Genomic DNA, 16,290 nt, shown 5'->3' on the forward strand with positions numbered 1-16,290 from the left:
AACCGGACATCAGCATTACGAAAACAATGAACTGCGGAATGCTCTCATCTTTACGATACCGGCAATCGAAATTTTTTCTTTGTATGGCGCATTTTCTCCCTGCATCACCAATACCGCATCATGATCCGTTTTTTCAATTGCAATAGGAATACCGGTAATTGTCCGCCGTCCGGCAATTCCATCAATCGACACCTCCAAACGGCTGTTATCGGTAATCGCAGTTTCTGCAAGGTGGATTTTGCCTAAAAAATCAAGCCCGGAAACCTCCCGGACTTCGTTGTCAGCCGGCGCTCCATATAGCTGCTCTTTGGTGATAATCAGCTTTTTTGCAATCTTTTCTTTTAAACTTTGTTTATTATACTGATCGATGGGCATCGTATCTACAACAGCTTGCAGCTCCCGAATATGCTCAGAATAGTTTTTTTCCTGTTTACATTGCGCCGTATGCTGTTTTTTTGCTTTTTTATCAAAATTATCAAGCACAGAATGCCGATTTTCAATAGAAGAAAATCCGGTAGCAGTATAACGGTCTGTAGAACCTGTAGTATAAAAAGTTACATCTAAACCGGCAGACTTGACCATCGTGCGAACCGAATCCAAATCCATTTGCTTTATCAGATATACACCGTCGGCTAACTCCTTATAGATGATATCCTGCAGCCCGGCATTTTGCTTAAAAAGCTTCCGTTTGTCTTCTGCAACGGTTATCACAAATCCGTAGTATAAACCGACGGCGGTACACTGCAAATACCATTCGGAAATACTTACCTTTATATTTTGAGGAAGCGTCCCTCCGGAAGCTTCCTCCAGTAAGGCGATCAACGCTTTATCGGTGCTGCACCGCTCAAAACAACGCAAACAGGCTGTCCGTGTGATACTAAACCGGCCGGTTGTCAAAATAGATACCGGTTCCATGCAGCTCAGTACCGGAAATATCCGCCCAAGAGCCGTAAAGGGCAATATTGTTATCTCAAATGAAGGAGCGGCTATCAACGGCTGCTCCAACGATTCTTGATTAAAGGAAGCTGTATTCAACTGCCAATAGTCTCCAACCGGCAGTAAAAACTTGAGCGCTTTAAGCGTATCGATCATACGCAGTTCATCCTCACTCATCATATCAGGGAAAATCGAGGCATCTCCGGTTGTTTCGACATATAAACGCATATATAAAAAATCGAAAAAACGTTTCAACGCAATATCATCATACAATCCGCGAGGATCAAGGGAGGTCAAAAAATCCGAAAAAAACTGTGCCCTTTTTTGCATACTATCGCGGCGTACATGACCATACATTGCGGCAACAATATACATCTTTCTGTCAAACGGCTTTTGCTTAAAAAACTCCTCCCATCGCCCTTGCTGAGGAATAAGGCTTACATCCTTCCGTATCAGCAAACCGAGGTTTTCTAAGCCGGTACAGAGCGTTTTAAAAGCGCCGATATCCGTTGCCGTATCTTGAAAAATCACTTTAAGCTGCTTTTCGGCTCTCACTTTAAAAGCACCATTCATTTTAAGCACATCGGGTTCTTTGAGAAAAAAGGTGTAGAGTCCCGCCAATACGATATCATCGCAAAGCGTTGCCTCACTCTGAGAGTCATTTTCCTGCTGAGGTAAAAAAAGCGAGCGCGAATCCAACAAAGGTTCGACGGCTTTATACAAAAAAGGATTAATCTTGTAGTTGTTTATTACTCTATCGTAATCATCGGTATAACTATCCCGATAGAGAATAAGCCGCTCTTCCAGATTGGTCAGCCGCGTTTGTAATGCAGTTTCAGAAGATAAAAATATCAGCAATGCGCCGCGGTTGGCCACCGGCAGCGTATGAACGGCTGTTAAAATCAGCAGGTCGAGGCGGTCAAGGCTTTCTATCATCGTCCGCTGTGTCTCCGGCTTCGACAAAAATCCGCCCAGACTCTCTACAAGACGTTGCTTATTAAAAGGCGTTTTAATTTCCCCGAGATACAGACGCATTAAGAGAAAAAACGTCCGTTCAGGAAGGAACAGCATCGCTTCTTTCCAATCTTGATAACCGTTTATCTTCATTATACTATCAATATGTACCGTACTACCGGGCGACGATTGAGCTTTTCAGCTCAGCAAGTTTCTTTTCGCCGTACAAGGCATCCGCCAAAGCAAAAGCGAATTCTTCGGCAGCTCCCGCTCCGCAGGCAGTAATAAATTGACCATCCCGAATAACCCGCGCGCCCGTCACGGGTTTTGTCGATAAATCTTCTCCCATGCCCGGATAGCAGGTAAATTGTTTCCCGTCAAGCAAACCCCATTCGCCGAGCGCAAGCGCCGGAGCCGCACAAATTGCCGCAACCAGTCCTCCGTGTTTTGCCGTCTCGGTTATAAAAAAACGAAGATCAGTACTTTCACTGAGTGTACGACTGTTTGGAAGACCGCCCGGCAGTATTGCCAATACGGTATCTGCTGCCAACTGCTCGGCATTTTTTTTTGCGTCTGCACCCTCTCCGATCAGTTCGGATAAGGCAAGATCGCAGGTAACGGCCAGTCCGCGTGACGAGCGAATAATTTTTGCACCGACTCCAACCAACGTCAAATCGGCTCCGCAGCGGCGCAAGTAATCGAGCGGCGTAATCGCTTCGACTTCTTCAAATCCGTCCGCGATGAATAAAAAAACTCTTTGCATTGTATCTCCCCTTGTATGGGTTAGCGTTTTTTTCGTTCGGTTTCAGATTGACAATCGATACACATCAATGCATAAGGGATCGCCCGCAGCCGGTCTTCCGGTATTTTTTTTGCACACTTGATGCACTTGCCATACTTACCTTGTTCGAGACGGGCAAGAGCGGATTCAATTAACTGCATCCGTTTGGCATCTTTTTCATTCATGCTTTCCAGCATCTTCCGATCGGTATCTTCCGAAGCGATATCGCCGAAATCTTTAGGATCGACCGATTCAATAATCTGTTTGAAACTTTCATGGTTTGCTACAAACGTTTTGATAATTTCGGCACGGCGCTCATGCAGCGATTGCTTCATCTCTTGATAAAACTCTTTTTCCATCTATTTTTTATAACTCCTTTCTTTTTATGCCCCTTTCCATTAGTTGACAAACTAATGAATAGACTCTACAATTATACGCGTTATTTCAATAAAAAAGCAAGTGTTTTTTTTGGAGGAATTGTGGCTAAAGAAGAAGCAATTGAAGTTGAAGGAATAGTTAAAGAATCCCTTCCCAATACGATGTTTCGTGTTGAATTAAAAAACGGTCATGTCATTTTAGCGCATTTATCGGGAAAGATGCGCAAACATTTTATCCGCATTGTTCCCGGCGACAGCGTAAAGGTTGCGCTCTCTCCCTACGACCTTAACAGAGGAAGAATTATTTTCCGCGAACGCTAACTGCTTTTAAAAAATGACACAAATGCTATTTTCAGGTTTTTAACACCTTTCACCAGCAACGGCACACCGATAAAAAGACCTAAAAAGCCGAAGAGGTATATCACACGGAAGCTTAACAAGCCCAACCATAGATATAAGATACCGGCGAGTAAAGCGCTCAATCCTCTGCGCCGTGAAACCGGTTCGTTTTCCTGCTGTGGCGAATGGTAGAACGTCCAGTGATACGATTGACCGAATATCGGATCATCATCTTCTTCTGCGAACGGGTTATAGGTAAAAGGATTTTGCCGTGCATACTGTTGTGTATAGGCTCCGTATTGCTGCGATGCGGTACCGCCGAGGTCATAATCGGCGCGTTTCTTGGAATCGGACAATACGGAATATGCTTCATTTATCTTTTTGAACATTTCTTCGGCGGCTGCATTTCCCTGATTTTTATCGGGATGATATTGCAACGCCTTTGCGCGGTATGCTTTTTTTATTTCTTCATCGGAAGCAGTTTTAGAAACTCCCAGAACCTCATAATAATCCATACGTCTAGCCTATTGTCGTGCCTTTAAAAGGACAGCCATTTAAGATATTATCAAGATTATTCAAATCAGTACCGCCGGCGCAGATTACCTGTATCCCCGCTTTTTGAGCACGCAGACTTGCTACCGGATCAAACGGCACATTTTTGCCGGGAACCCATTCCGTACCAACGAGCCGAATAAATTGCTCCCACGAAATCGAATCAATCGGTTTTGCATCAGGATTTTTCTTAGGATCGTCAGTGTATACTTTTTCGATATTGGAAAGATTGATAACCTGCTTTGCAGAAAAACGCTCCGCCAGCAAAACAGCATCGTTGTCGGTGGAAAAGCCCGGCTTCCAGCCGGCTGCTATCAATATCTGCCCGGAAAAAAGCTCCACAGCCGTAGGGTCGTACACAACGGGATTAGGACATATATCCGAAAAAATAGCTTTTAAGAGCTGCGCATTAAGCCGTGTCGCCATAATACCGATCCAATCGGCCTCATCATTTGAAGGCGTATTATCTGTAATATTTTTATATGCTTGCTGATACATTCGGGCGGGACCGCCGCCACCGACAACTAAAATCAGTTTTCTCTCTGCCGACACACTGAGCCATCTGCGTATATGGGCGGCAAAATCCCGTAAAAAGGCTTCATCAGGCTGTTGAGGCACCACAATTGATCCGCCTACCGATAAAACACGTACCATGAAGATCCTCCTCATTCACATTGGAAGTTTACTTTAGATCATAAAACAAGTAAAAGACACTATCAGTTACCGCCCATTTACAGGCTGTTTTATATTTTACAATGTAATAATTAATTTAAAAAAATGCAATTCTTTTTAGTACACGCCTGTTATCTTCGGAGTCCGCCAGAGTGCACTGTAGCCGCTGATATTCGGCGTTGCTTCTTCCCAAATAGACCGAAAGGCATAGCTCCGAACCTTTTCCGTCGTTTTACCGTTCGGCAGCATTGGTGCTTGATTTTGATACCCACGAGAAAACGCAATGTGATAGGCATCCAAATTACCGAAATACCATCTTCCCTTATCAGCGATACCGGTATCAAAAGGAATGCCGGACGCAAGGGCAGGATCAACAGGAACCCAGCCGAAACCGTTTATATAGAATGCTGCCCACCAATGCAGCACAGCTTTCTGCTCCTGATCAACCAATAGTCCGGCCGCCGGAATAGCCGGCACCCCCGCAGCGCGGGCAAGCGTACAAAACAGCAATGCAAGATCATAGGCACTGCCGTTTTTCTCTTCCAAGGCAGTAAGAATAGATCGCCCTGCATCTGCCACGCTGCTTTCCCGTGCTTTTATCTCGGAGGTTAAAAAGGTGTAGATACGCCGTGCTTTATTATAAGGGTTCGTTTCAGAGCCGACAATCTGCCGGCATATCTTTTTAATTACTGCGTTATCGGCAGGAAGGAACTCATCTGATTCGGTATATGCGGCATACAAAAGCGGATTATTTTGCTCCGTCCTCCTGAGAGACGCAACATTAACATTCGTTTCAACTATACTGCGGGATACGCTGTATTCCTGCCGGATCTGTATTTTACTGCCGGATTCAACATTATGAAAACGGTAAATACTCGCACCCTGATATGAGGGTACAAACGGCTCCGGTTGGACGGAATTAATAGTAACGGTACGCTGTGTTTCCATTTTTTGCGGCAATGGTATCTGCAAAAAGAAGGTATTCGGCGTCTCTGCCAGAAAATCGGAAATTTCAACTTCGGAAACAAGACGATATGTCCTCGTATTCGTATAGGTTTTTGTACCGTATTTGTTTTTCAACCGGAACGCTACAGGATTACTCATCCCCGCTTCGGTAATAATCACGACATTTCCCGTATCCGCGGCATCGGGTACCCGTATCCGCAACTCACGATCGCTCCAAAATTCGTAATCAAAATCCGATTCGCTGCATTCGGCGCCGGTCAACACCGCTTCTTTTGCAGTATTTTGTGCGTAAATGGCATTCTGCATTCCTGTAAATAGTACAACCGAATTATTACGCGCATGACCGAAGTTTTTGCCGTGAATGGAAATCAGATCCCCCACATTGCCCGAATCGGTCTCCAAAGAGTCGATAAACGGAAGATTTTCGTCTGCGGTACGTTTTGAACTAACCGGAAAAACAGTCTGATTCACCAACATGACTGCATTTCCTTGCTTATTCTTAGTCACTACGTACAGCATATCTTCATAGAGAGTATCAGGTGCTTCAAAAACGATCCTCGTATCAGTCCATTCAATACACCGGTCGGATTTAATTCTGTCATTGCCGATCATAAGCCACGAATGGATTGAAGGCTGTCCAAAATTCTTACCTGCTACAGTAACGCGTTCACCCGGCACGGTCACTTGAGGAGACACGGCTGTAATAACATTGGAACGAATGGTAGATCGAGAAAAGAAAATAATACCGGCTACTATACCGCCGATAACAAATGAAAAAATAAGAAAGCGAAAAAAGGGATACTTTCTTATGAGATAAAAAAGCTTCATCGATTGCTTATTCTTATATTGGGATCAGCGATGATATAAAGCGATTGATACTCCGATGAAAGCGGAAACGACGAAGAAGAAATTTTAAGATCGACTGTAGATTCAACCGGCTGAAATAAATTTTCATCTTTTGAATACAAACGGGTAAATTCACCGACCGTAAAGAACTTAGCATTAGTATTCACTGCTTTAGTCGATACGGCATAGTTTTGAGTACCGCTTGTTTGGGTAATGCCGTAATCTATCTCGGTAATAGGCTTTTGTTTCTCAAGCGAAACGGGAATAATCGGAGTAAAAGAAGACTGAGCCGCAGTAACTGAATTGATAGTATGTTCTACTTTGAAGAATAATATAAGCGGCAAAAAGACAAAAACCAGAATAGCGGCTGCGGCGGCAGAAACAGGAATGCGAATGGAAGACGAAAACCACCGTTCACCTGAGCTTAATGCCCATCGCCGTTTTTGGGTTTGCGATTTATTCTGTAATACGGCATTTCGCTTTTCAAGCAATTTAGCAAAAGAATCCCCCGCATCAAACTCCGCTTCGGCCGTTGGTTTTTGCATATAACGGTGCACCATCATATATTGACCGTATATTTTTTTGCATGTAGCACATTGCTGTAAATGCTGTTCTATTGTTCCTTTCCAAGGGAACAGAATTTCACCGTCGATATAAGCAGACAAAAGATCTTTATTAGGGCATGTAGACATTATCTTCTCCTATAACTTTTGCTAAATATTCCCGTGCACGGAAAATACGGACTTTCACATTTCCTTCGCTAATACCGAGTATACGTCCAATCTCCTTATAATTCAACTCGGTATATTCGCGAAGCTGTAGTGCTATCCGCAGTTTTTCAGGCAATTGCTCCAATGCATGCTGTACATCTTGAATTGTTTCATCTTTCAAGAGCGCAGTCTCACCGGAGTCTATTTTACGCTGATCTTCTTTAAAGGCACGCGTATATACTTTCCGCTCCAGCACTCGCCGTTTCGCATAGTTCAGCGCTGCATTTTTTACCACTCTGATAAGCCAATACTTTGCATCATTTAACGACGGAAATTTCATCTCCTTTTCCGTCATCTTAATCAGCGCATCATGGCACAGGTCTTCAGCAGCATCTTCTTCCCGTACAACATTATAGGCAACCTTGTACAGTGCCGGTATTACCGCATCATAAATGGTTTTAAAATCCTTATCGGAAAGCGCATCTAACGGCGCTAATTCATCAAACAACTCAGTCTCCCAAAGGTTACATCTTCCGCCACAGCGTTCCGTTTGCCGTATCTTCTAAAGCAATTCCACGATCTTTCAGCACGTTACGGATTTCATCCGCCCGTTTAAAGTCTTTATTCTTTTTCGCTTCCGTCCGTTCAGTAACTAAGCGTTCGATTTCTTCTGCATTATCGACTGATTCGGCGCCGGTATGAAGCGCTTCTGCTTCTTCTATTAAATGTAAGGCAAGTACCGTATCGAAAATACGAATTAACGTGACGGCCTCACTTGCTTCAAGCTCCTTATCTTTAACGGTCAGCTGCAGTACGGAAAGTGCACGCGGTGTTGAAATATCTTCTTCAAGCGCATGTACAAAGTCCGTAAAATAACCGCGTGCTTTTTCGGTATGGAGCAGCGCAATCGATTGTTCGGCTGTTAGACCGTCACAGGGGAAATCGGGAAGCGTTTTTGCTTCAGTCAGCAGATTGGAAATCCTTTGCTCAAGGTTTTTACGCGCATTCTTTGCCGTTTCCATCGCTTCCCACGAAAAGGTAAGCTGACTGCGGTAATGTCCTCCCAGCAACAGGAAACGGTAATCGAGCGGCGCATACCCCGCCTCAATCACCTTATCTAAGGTGATAAAATCGCCGGTAGACTTGGACATTTTCCCCTTGTTCATCACCAAAAATTCGTTATGGAGCCAATATTTTACCCATTTTTTGCCGGTTGCCCCTTCCGACTGGGCTATCTCGTTTGTATGGTGAATACGGATGTGGTCGATACCGCCCGTGTGAATATCAAACTGCTCGCCTAGATACTTCATACTCATGGCGGAACACTCGATATGCCAGCCCGGATATCCCCTACCCCACGGAGAATCCCACACTAGAGCTTGATTTTCAAACTTGCTCTTGGTAAACCAGAGCACAAAATCATGTGGATTCCGCTTATTTTCATCAACTTCAATGCGAGCGCCTGCCTTGAGGTCTTCGAGATTAATCGACGCAAGTTCTCCATATTTTGGAAAGGTCATAATATCATAGTAGAGATTCCCGCCTGCCGAATACGTGTGTCCATTCGCTTCAATCCGTTTGATCAGCTCTATCATATCGGATACATGTTCGGTGGCCTTGCATACGACATCGGGACGGCGAATGTTGAGCCGTTCAGTATCCTTAAAGAACGCTTGAGTGTAGAAATCGGCAATCTCCAACACACTCTGTCCGCGCTCCTTCGCTGTCTTAACCATCTTATCTTCACCGTCATCGGCATCGCCCGAAAGATGACCGATATCGGTTATATTCATCACATGGGTTACCGGATACCCTAAAAAACGCAGCAGGCGCGACAGCGTATCTTGGAATACATACGCCCGCAAGTTACCGATATGCGCATAGTTATATACAGTCGGACCGCAACCGTAGAAGCCCACCTTTTTCGGATCAACCGGCACAAAGTCCTCTATTTTATGCCCCAATGTGTTATATATGCGTAAACTCATAAAAAAATCTCCTGTATGATAACCAATTGGTATTTTTCTTGCCATTTCTGAAAATACATTTTCCGTAAGCCTTTTGAAAATAGCCTGTTAAAAAACGTACATCCGTGTACGTTTTTTAACGACAAGTTTTTCTAACGAAAAACTTGCTACTGCTTGCACCCACCGCCGTCCATGGCGGTTCTGATACGTTGCGCGACAACGCAGATGCGCCGTATATTTTCAAAAGACAAGTCTTTTATAAATACCGCTGATAGTATATAGTGTTTTAGTATGTTTAATCTAGGAGAAAAAGAGAAAAAAAACAGTTTCCCTGTTAAATTCTGTGATATAATACAAAAAAACGTAAAATTGAGTTCATTTACGAGTTTCAAAATCGGTGGAAATGCCGATATATATATTAGGCCTTCATCTCAGGATGAATTGGTAGCGGCACTGATGTTTATTCATGCGGAACGCATACCGGCAATACTATTAGGCGGTGGCAGCAACCTGTTAATTCCGGATGAAGGAATACGGGGAGCCGTTATCCATACCTGTAGATTAAATAAAATCCTGCTGGAGGAATCTGCAGGCCACCTGTTTGTTCAAGCGGAAGCCGGAGCGCTCGTGCAAGATCTAACGGAATTCTGCGCGGAGCACGGCCTTACCGGGTTGGAAGATTTTGCCGGGCTTCCCGGAACGGTGGGAGGGGCAGTCTTTATGAACGCCCGTTGTTACGAAAAATCGATTTCCAATGTATTATTTTCCGTATCGGCGTTGTATTTTTCTGAAAAAGGCTGCACATTGCAGGAATATAATTGCCGTAAAGAAGATTGGGGCTATAAACAATCGCCGTTTCAACCATCAAATAAACGATATGCATCGCTCGATGGTAACCGACCGGTAATTGTTTCCGCAACGTTTGGAGTTGAACAAGGAGATGCGATACTCATCCGTAACATAATGGAGAGCCGCATTACGGACAGAACGTCGAAGGGACACTTTAAACTCCCTTCGGCAGGGAGCGTGTTTAAAAATAATCATGCATTCGGAAAACCATCCGGTCAGCTGATAGATGAGGCCGGCTTACGCGGTCTGCGAATAGGAGACGCCCAGGTGGCGCCGTGGCATGGGAATTTTATTGTGAATACCGGTTCCGCAACTGCACAGGATGTAGTGGAACTCATTGAGGCAGTTCAAAGACAGGTGAAAGATAAAACCGGTTTTGAACTTGAACCGGAGATCATTTTTGCCGGATAAAGGGGCTTACGTATATTGCAACAGCCTGGTATTATAATAAACCTGTTCGACAACGAAGTTATCGGACAGGCCTAATGACAAGCAAAAAAATAAGAGGGTAATAAAGTGCTTCAACTATCTTTTGTAAATTTTAAACGTGGGTCTTATATCCTCATTGAAGGGAAATCCGATACCGACCGTTTTTATATTATCCAAAGCGGTCAAGTACAAATTGCAAAGCAAAAAGAGGTTGTAGCGGAAGAAGAGGGAAATCTCCTCGGACCGGGCGACTTTTTAGGGGTTGTTGCCTGTATGGCACATCATAGTCAGATTGAAACGGCTATTGCGGTTACCGATGTAGTGCTTATTGCCGTTCACTATACGCAGTTTCCCGAATTGATCGAAAAAAACACCCCTATCGCAATGAAAATTATCTATTCGTTTAGTAGGAAGATGCGCTATTTGGATGAAGCCCTTACCAGAATTACCTTGAAGCGAAATATCGATACCGATATTTCCCATCTTTTTACCATCGGCGAATATTACCTTCGCATGTCGAAATTTGAGCTTGCACTATACGCCTATTACCATTACTTGAAAGAAAAACCGAACGGACAATATGCCGAAACAGCACGCAAGCGCTTTATGGCGATAAAATCCACCGGTGTCAAAGCACCGATTGAGATGCTCGAACCGGACACTAAGCAGATAGTTCGGGTGTATAACCGCGAATCAATGGTCTTCTGCGAATGCCAATCGGGAACCGAATTATATATCATCCAAAAAGGCCGAGTAAAAATTTCCAAGATTGTAGATAATAGCGAAGTATTGCTTGCAGTCCTCAGAGAAGGTGATATGTTCGGCGAAATGGCACTGCTTGAGAATAAACCGCGGTCAGCGACAGCTATTACCGCTGCAGAAGAGTGTCAACTTTTAGCGGTAAATCGGCAAAACTTCAACCAAATGGTTGCAACTCAACCCCAACTGATTGCCCGCTTAACTACTACCCTTGCGGATCGTATTTGGGCGATGTACAAGCAGCTTGCAAATACGCTCATTCCTGTTCCGCTTGAAAAGATGTACGATATGCTGAGCATTCAACTTGAAAAGCTGCGGATACAACCTGGATCAGGCAAGCAGCACACCTTTTTGTTCGGTCCTGCGGAGCTTGCAAAAATGTGCAGTATTCCTAAAGAACAGGTCGCACAAGCGATTGCTGAGTTTTTAATGACACCGATTGTGCGCAGTACCGACGACAGCATCATTATCACCGATACACTTGAGCTGTCGAAGCAGACCGCGTACTTTAAAAAGATGCAGGAAATTGAACAAGCTCGCAAGCAATCCCGTGCCAATGAACCGACCTACCGCGGAAAACCTGTCCGTTAATATATAAGGACACCATGAGGGTATAAGATGAAATATCTTTTATGTACGGCTGTTTTGTTTTTTGCTACCGCTGTAGTACCTTTAACAGCAGCAGAATCTTCTTCACCGCCGGCGGCGGCACAATCCGTCCATACAACTCAAGCACCTGCCGGACAACAGGCAAAGCCGCCAACGAGAACAAACGAAAAACAAGAAAAAAACGCATTACCGGCCGAATACCGCAGCATCGCGCTTGGCATGAATATCGATGCGGTAAAAGAGGCTCTTAAACAAGATACTGTGTTCGGATACCGCGGCGAAAGGGATGTTTCATTGCTGCTGACAGAAAATAGAAGCCTTATCGAATCGGCAGGTTCGTACTTTATCAGTAGGTCATGGTTTCAGTTTTATAAAGATAATCTCTATACAATGATCTTTAAACTAAATACCGATACGGTCGATTACTATTCGGTTTATTCCAAATTTTGTGAAAAATACGGTGAACCGGTCTCAATCAACCCACAGCGGGCTGTGTGGGAAGATGAACATACCCGTGTTGTTATCGAGCGGCCGCTTATCGTAAAATATATCGATCTTACGGTATTCAATGAATTGCTTTCTCAAAGCACTACCGAGAAAGCCACAGCCGAAACAAACCGCCAAAACTTTATCGACGGATTTTAAAGGCAGGAACCATTATCATGTGTTTTGATTCTCTACGACAGAACTTCAGATATCGGGCAGTACTTTTATGCCTTCTTCTCTTCACAGTGGCCGCCGTATCTTGCAGCAATGCAGAAAGACCGAAAGCCCCATCCATAACTATCTTTATCGAATCAAAAAATGCAAAAACGGCTATTCCCATTGATGTCGAAACCGCAGTAACCGCCCAAGAGCAGCAGCGTGGTTTTATGCAGCGAAATGAGATACCGGACGGTACCGGTATGATTTTTGTTTTTAAACGAGATGAAAAATTACGGTTTTGGATGAAGGATACTCCGCACCCGCTTTCCATTGCCTTTATCGATTCAACAGGCCGTATCCGAGAAATCTATGATATGCAGCCGTTTAGCTTGGACATTACCGCCAGCACTTATTCGGTGCGCTATGCCCTTGAAGTAGCGCAAGGTTACTTTGGACGGGCAGGGATTAATGCCGGGGACAAGCTTAGTACGGAAAGCCTCGACCGCCTAAAAGCGGCAGCACAGTAATAACGCTTGTCACTCAAGATAAAAATACGATCTCAGACCATGCACACAGCATCTGTCAGAACTTTTTCATAAAAATAGAAGGTACACGTTGAACAGCTAAACTATCGCTTCGTCCCTAACTACCATTCGTCGCGGCGGACGTATTAACGAGCGAGTTTACCTTTCGGCAAAGCATCGCCCATTGCTTAACACTCTTGAGCGTTCTAAAAATACTATTTAGAATGCTTCATCTATGTATCATTATTAGGCAAACTCCCTTCCATAACGATTGATAACGGAAGCCATATTGCTTAACGAAACTTGTTCCATTACACCGCCCATTTCATAAGCAACACGGGGCATACCGTATACAATAGCAGACGCTTCATCTTGCCCAATAGTACGGGACCCTTCCTGATACAACCGTGTAAGACTTGCAGCACCGTCCTTGCCCATACCTGTCATGATAATTCCAAGTGCACGGTTTTGGAACTGTTCTGCTACAGAAGCAAATAACACATCCGCACTCGGACGATGCCCGCTTTGAGGAGGCGCATCGGAGATATGAGCAATAACGCCAAGAGGTTTCTTTTCAACTAAAAGGTGTTTTCCTCCCTGCGCAATAAGAATACGCCCCGGCTTTACAAGATCTCCTTCCTGAGCTTCTTTCACTTCCAATGGACATATCTTATTGAGACTATTCGCAAATTCATAGGTAAATCCCGGAGGCATATGCTGTACAACGACAATCGGCTGCGGAAGATTCGGATCTAATTCTGCAAACACTTCACGCAAGGCATTCGGTCCACCGGTAGAAATCCCGATTGCAATAATTTCAAGTTTTCCCGGTTGACGAACTTGCATCGGTTTTTCAGCTTTTTCCGGAGGTGCTGCAAAGGCTGAGGTACCACTTGCAACCGTATGAGTTTGAGGCGCTGTTTGCAGCTGAGGTGTATGAATATAATGCGGTGCAGGAGCAGTTGAAGCAGTCTTGATACCGGCAACAGATTGCTTTTTCAATTGATATTGCCGACCATACGCTTGTAAAAATTCCACAAGCTGACTGGCAACTGTAGCTAAGTTTGCCGATTCGGATCCGGAAGGCTTAGTAACAAAATCGCTGGCACCAAGTTCCAGACAATCCATTGTGATACGGGCTCCCTCTTTTGCAATACTGGACAGAATGATGACCGGAATATCAATCTTAAGTCTTTTTCGCTCACGCAAAAACTCTATTCCGTTCATTTCCGGCATTTCGAGATCAAGCACAATAATATCAGGCTGAACACGTTCCAATTTTTGTAGGGCAAATCTCCCATTCATAGCTTTATCAGCGACAGTTAATCCGGGTGTCCCATCAATTATCTTTCCAATCAAACTCCGCATCAAGGCCGAGTCATCTACTATTAAAACTTTTATATCATCCATATTAAAACAACCTCCCGCATTTTCAGCAGATATACTAAAAATTCATATGCCCTTTTCAATACATAGTTGTAGCGATAAAGGACTCTACTTAACATTTTTTTGGTACAAGCAAGCCCATTCGGTTTTAAGAAACTCAAATTTCGTATCCATACCGAATAAAGATTCTGAATGTCCAATAAAAAGAAATGAATGAGGAGCCATCGCATCCCAGAAACGATTAATAACCGCCTGTTGTGCCGGTTCGTCAAAATAGATAATCACATTACGGCAAAAAAGAATATCAATATTATTCCTATTAGCATCATGTTTTAAATTATGATAATCAAACTTAACCATTTGCATAATCTCAGGATTTATTTGATAACCATTTCCCTGTTTAGTTAAATACTGAGCAAGATAATCATCAGGAATCCCAACTACACGGCTTTCCGGATAAAATCCTTGTTTCCCGACAACCAACGATTTAAACGACAGATCTGAAGCAAGAATATCAGCGGTGAACCCAGGAGGTAAGTGCCGCTTCATAATCATAGCAATCGTATACGGCTCTTCTCCGGTGGAACACCCTGCACTCCAAATATGAATCTGCTTTTGTCCTGCAGCTTGTTTTATCTTGACAATTTCAGGAATAACATAATGAGTTAAAGCATCGAAATGAGGTTGATTTCTGAAGAAACGGGTCAGATTGGTGGTAACCGAATCCAACATAATTTTCAGCTCTTCTTTATTTGAAGTCAGAATTTTATAGTAGGCATCAATATCGTCCATTTTATTCTCTCGTAAGCGATCTTTCAAACGACTTTCTAAAATGGATCGGTTTGTTACAGAAAAAGTGATACCGCTTTCGTTATATATTAAATTTTTAAAGAGTTCAAAGTTGCGGTCACTTAAAAATTCTGCCATATATTTTCCTCCTTATAGAGTATATGTTGCTATATTTTTTTGTCAAGCAAACGGTTTTTCTATTCTGTATTACCAATCTGCTTCAATCTTATCAGCTTCCGTCAGGATGCTTGTTACTTCCTGTAATAAATTCTTTACACCTTCTACACGCTTTCTAAAGTCTGCATTGTCATTTCCTTGAATAATCAGCCAATTTAATAGCGGTGCATATACACTGCTCTTATTACCGTCGATAAAACCGTTGAGCAAAGCAATCAATATTTTGAATGCATTCTGAGAAGAAGTAATAATTTGTTTAGCTTCGGTTTCAATATTTTTCATTAACGCTTCAAGGCTATTCTTACTCTTCAAACTTGCTACAGTTTTTTCTTTTAATTGGATAAATGCTGCACCGATTTCCCCCTCAGGAGATAACCGTGTTTCAAAAGTACTAATACAACTTTGCTGTTTTTCCAATGCAGTAAAGGCATTGGTATATTCTGCAAGATTCTCACGACGATAAAAATTTCCTTCCATTAACAACGTTTTTAATATCGGTTGCACAAAAGGCGGATATAATCTTGAAAAAAAAGCAGAAAGAAATCTAAATGAAAATTCACGCTTAAAACGAAGCACAAGCCATGAATCTTCCCAGGGGCGATACATTAAAGGTTCAAGCTGATCAGTTTTCAACAAATCCAGCATCTGACGGCTTAATTGGGCGCGTTTTTGTTCTGAAGCCCATAGTTGCCACCGTTCAGTAAATCGTTTTTTCCATGCTACTTTAAAGAGTTGAAACCAATCTTCCCCTCCTTCAAGGCGTTGCGGTTCCCAGTGTATCGATTTTAACGTATAACGGGCTAATTCTAAAATCGGAATTTTCACGGAAAATTCTTTAATTGCTTCCAAAGCATGAGAAGCTTGCGAAATAAACTCAACCGATTCTTCATCCATATTAACCGTTTTATCATTCAACTTATCTTGTTTTGATAACAAAAATAAAGCTTGGAGTACAACATCAGGAATTGGTTTTGTTGTACTGAGAACCGATGCAAGCATACCAATTTCTGCAGAAAGCAAATA

The 16,290-nt window shown here is 43.3% G+C and carries 17 protein-coding genes (1 of these 17 cut by a window edge); 5 read left to right on the forward strand and 12 right to left on the reverse strand.

Features of this window, described 5'->3' with window-relative positions; genetic code table 11:
* Positions 1-15: 15 nt before the first annotated feature.
* From E4N65_RS07200 to E4N65_RS07210, 3 genes are read right to left on the reverse strand one after another with little or no spacing between them, the layout of a single operon-like run.
* Positions 16-2,043 carry a hypothetical protein gene (locus tag E4N65_RS07200; protein WP_253672499.1) on the reverse strand — a complete coding sequence of 676 codons (2,028 nt, stop codon included), beginning with the start codon at positions 2,041-2,043 and terminating at the stop codon, positions 16-18.
* A gap of 22 nt (positions 2,044-2,065) precedes the next feature.
* Positions 2,066-2,653 carry a DJ-1 family glyoxalase III gene (locus E4N65_RS07205; protein ID WP_253672501.1) on the reverse strand — a complete coding sequence of 196 codons (588 nt, stop codon included), beginning with the start codon at positions 2,651-2,653 and terminating at the stop codon, positions 2,066-2,068.
* A 20-nt stretch (positions 2,654-2,673) separates the two neighbouring features.
* The gene (locus E4N65_RS07210; RefSeq protein WP_044015918.1) at positions 2,674-3,030 is read right to left on the reverse strand and encodes a TraR/DksA family transcriptional regulator; all 357 of its coding nucleotides are present in this window, start codon (positions 3,028-3,030) and stop codon (positions 2,674-2,676) included.
* 120 nt (positions 3,031-3,150) lie between these two features.
* Here E4N65_RS07210 and infA point away from each other — a divergent pair, with 120 nt between their 5' ends.
* Positions 3,151-3,369 (forward strand): translation initiation factor IF-1, encoded by a 219-nt coding sequence (gene infA, locus E4N65_RS07215; protein ID WP_016523428.1) that lies wholly within the window; start codon positions 3,151-3,153, stop codon positions 3,367-3,369.
* On the opposite strand, the gene E4N65_RS12215 is transcribed toward infA, so the two are convergent.
* The 6 genes from E4N65_RS12215 to E4N65_RS07245 form a co-directional block, all read right to left on the reverse strand.
* Positions 3,366-3,902: a DnaJ domain-containing protein gene (locus E4N65_RS12215; RefSeq protein ID WP_305879866.1), complete on the reverse strand. Its 537-nt coding sequence runs from the start codon at positions 3,900-3,902 to the stop codon at positions 3,366-3,368. The genes infA and E4N65_RS12215 overlap by 4 nt on opposite strands.
* Positions 3,903-3,906: 4 nt before the next feature.
* Positions 3,907-4,593, reverse strand: coding sequence for a UMP kinase (pyrH, locus tag E4N65_RS07225; protein WP_253672503.1), 687 nt, complete (start codon positions 4,591-4,593; stop codon positions 3,907-3,909).
* Between the two features lie 135 nt (positions 4,594-4,728).
* A complete protein-coding gene (locus tag E4N65_RS07230) occupies positions 4,729-6,405 on the reverse strand; it encodes a transglutaminase domain-containing protein (protein WP_253672505.1) in 1,677 nt (558 codons plus the stop codon).
* On the reverse strand, positions 6,402-7,115 hold the full coding sequence (locus E4N65_RS07235) for an anti-sigma factor family protein (RefSeq protein WP_253672507.1): 714 nt from the start codon (positions 7,113-7,115) through the stop codon (positions 6,402-6,404). Before E4N65_RS07235 ends, E4N65_RS07230 begins: the two co-directional genes overlap by 4 nt.
* Positions 7,099-7,641 (reverse strand): RNA polymerase sigma factor, encoded by a 543-nt coding sequence (locus E4N65_RS07240; protein ID WP_044015908.1) that lies wholly within the window; start codon positions 7,639-7,641, stop codon positions 7,099-7,101. The genes E4N65_RS07235 and E4N65_RS07240 overlap by 17 nt, the downstream gene beginning before the upstream one ends.
* A 16-nt stretch (positions 7,642-7,657) precedes the next feature.
* Positions 7,658-9,121 carry a cysteine--tRNA ligase gene (locus E4N65_RS07245; protein WP_253672509.1) on the reverse strand — a complete coding sequence of 488 codons (1,464 nt, stop codon included), beginning with the start codon at positions 9,119-9,121 and terminating at the stop codon, positions 7,658-7,660.
* A 270-nt stretch (positions 9,122-9,391) separates the two neighbouring features.
* Between E4N65_RS07245 and murB the strand changes: the two genes are divergently transcribed.
* The 4 genes from murB (at position 9,392) to E4N65_RS07265 (ending at position 12,918) form a co-directional block, all read left to right on the forward strand.
* Positions 9,392-10,360: a UDP-N-acetylmuramate dehydrogenase gene (gene murB / locus E4N65_RS07250; RefSeq protein ID WP_253672511.1), complete on the forward strand. Its 969-nt coding sequence runs from the start codon at positions 9,392-9,394 to the stop codon at positions 10,358-10,360.
* A 105-nt stretch (positions 10,361-10,465) separates the two neighbouring features.
* Positions 10,466-11,728, forward strand: coding sequence for a cyclic nucleotide-binding domain-containing protein (locus E4N65_RS07255; RefSeq protein WP_253672513.1), 1,263 nt, complete (start codon positions 10,466-10,468; stop codon positions 11,726-11,728).
* A 27-nt stretch (positions 11,729-11,755) separates the two neighbouring features.
* Positions 11,756-12,391, forward strand: coding sequence for a hypothetical protein (locus tag E4N65_RS07260; protein ID WP_044015900.1), 636 nt, complete (start codon positions 11,756-11,758; stop codon positions 12,389-12,391).
* Positions 12,392-12,408: 17 nt separating this feature from the next.
* Positions 12,409-12,918, forward strand: a complete 510-nt coding sequence (locus E4N65_RS07265; RefSeq protein ID WP_044015898.1) for a DUF192 domain-containing protein — start codon at positions 12,409-12,411, stop codon at positions 12,916-12,918.
* A gap of 243 nt (positions 12,919-13,161) precedes the next feature.
* On the opposite strand, the gene E4N65_RS07270 is transcribed toward E4N65_RS07265, so the two are convergent.
* The 3 genes from E4N65_RS07270 to E4N65_RS07280 all read right to left on the reverse strand — a co-directional run.
* Positions 13,162-14,325, reverse strand: coding sequence for a protein-glutamate methylesterase/protein-glutamine glutaminase (locus E4N65_RS07270; RefSeq protein ID WP_044015896.1), 1,164 nt, complete (start codon positions 14,323-14,325; stop codon positions 13,162-13,164).
* An 84-nt stretch (positions 14,326-14,409) separates the two neighbouring features.
* Complete coding sequence (locus tag E4N65_RS07275) at positions 14,410-15,228, reverse strand: CheR family methyltransferase (protein WP_044015895.1); 819 nt, start codon at positions 15,226-15,228, stop codon at positions 14,410-14,412.
* Between the two features lie 69 nt (positions 15,229-15,297).
* Positions 15,298-16,290 carry the 3' portion of a DUF5312 domain-containing protein gene (locus E4N65_RS07280; protein WP_044017298.1) on the reverse strand. It continues 714 nt past the right edge of the window, so the window shows 993 of its 1,707 coding nt (coding positions 715-1,707); its start codon lies off the right edge, out of view; its stop codon occupies positions 15,298-15,300.

It is taken from the genome of Treponema sp. OMZ 855, from assembly GCF_024181145.1.
Lineage (GTDB): Bacteria > Spirochaetota > Spirochaetia > Treponematales > Treponemataceae > Treponema.

Coding starts and splice junctions, on each gene's coding strand:
- E4N65_RS07270 (WP_044015896.1), bottom strand. CDS start 14,325: ATGGATGATATAAAAGTTTTAATAGTAGATGACTCGGCCTTGATGCGG.
- E4N65_RS07210 (WP_044015918.1), bottom strand. CDS start 3,030: ATGGAAAAAGAGTTTTATCAAGAGATGAAGCAATCGCTGCATGAGCGC.
- E4N65_RS07275 (WP_044015895.1), bottom strand. CDS start 15,228: ATGGCAGAATTTTTAAGTGACCGCAACTTTGAACTCTTTAAAAATTTA.
- murB (WP_253672511.1), top strand. CDS start 9,392: ATGTTTAATCTAGGAGAAAAAGAGAAAAAAAACAGTTTCCCTGTTAAA.
- E4N65_RS07235 (WP_253672507.1), bottom strand. CDS start 7,115: ATGTCTACATGCCCTAATAAAGATCTTTTGTCTGCTTATATCGACGGT.
- E4N65_RS07200 (WP_253672499.1), bottom strand. CDS start 2,043: ATGAAGATAAACGGTTATCAAGATTGGAAAGAAGCGATGCTGTTCCTT.
- E4N65_RS07245 (WP_253672509.1), bottom strand. CDS start 9,121: ATGAGTTTACGCATATATAACACATTGGGGCATAAAATAGAGGACTTT.
- E4N65_RS07265 (WP_044015898.1), top strand. CDS start 12,409: ATGTGTTTTGATTCTCTACGACAGAACTTCAGATATCGGGCAGTACTT.
- pyrH (WP_253672503.1), bottom strand. CDS start 4,593: ATGGTACGTGTTTTATCGGTAGGCGGATCAATTGTGGTGCCTCAACAG.
- E4N65_RS07205 (WP_253672501.1), bottom strand. CDS start 2,653: ATGCAAAGAGTTTTTTTATTCATCGCGGACGGATTTGAAGAAGTCGAA.
- E4N65_RS07260 (WP_044015900.1), top strand. CDS start 11,756: ATGAAATATCTTTTATGTACGGCTGTTTTGTTTTTTGCTACCGCTGTA.
- E4N65_RS07230 (WP_253672505.1), bottom strand. CDS start 6,405: ATGAAGCTTTTTTATCTCATAAGAAAGTATCCCTTTTTTCGCTTTCTT.
- E4N65_RS12215 (WP_305879866.1), bottom strand. CDS start 3,902: ATGGATTATTATGAGGTTCTGGGAGTTTCTAAAACTGCTTCCGATGAA.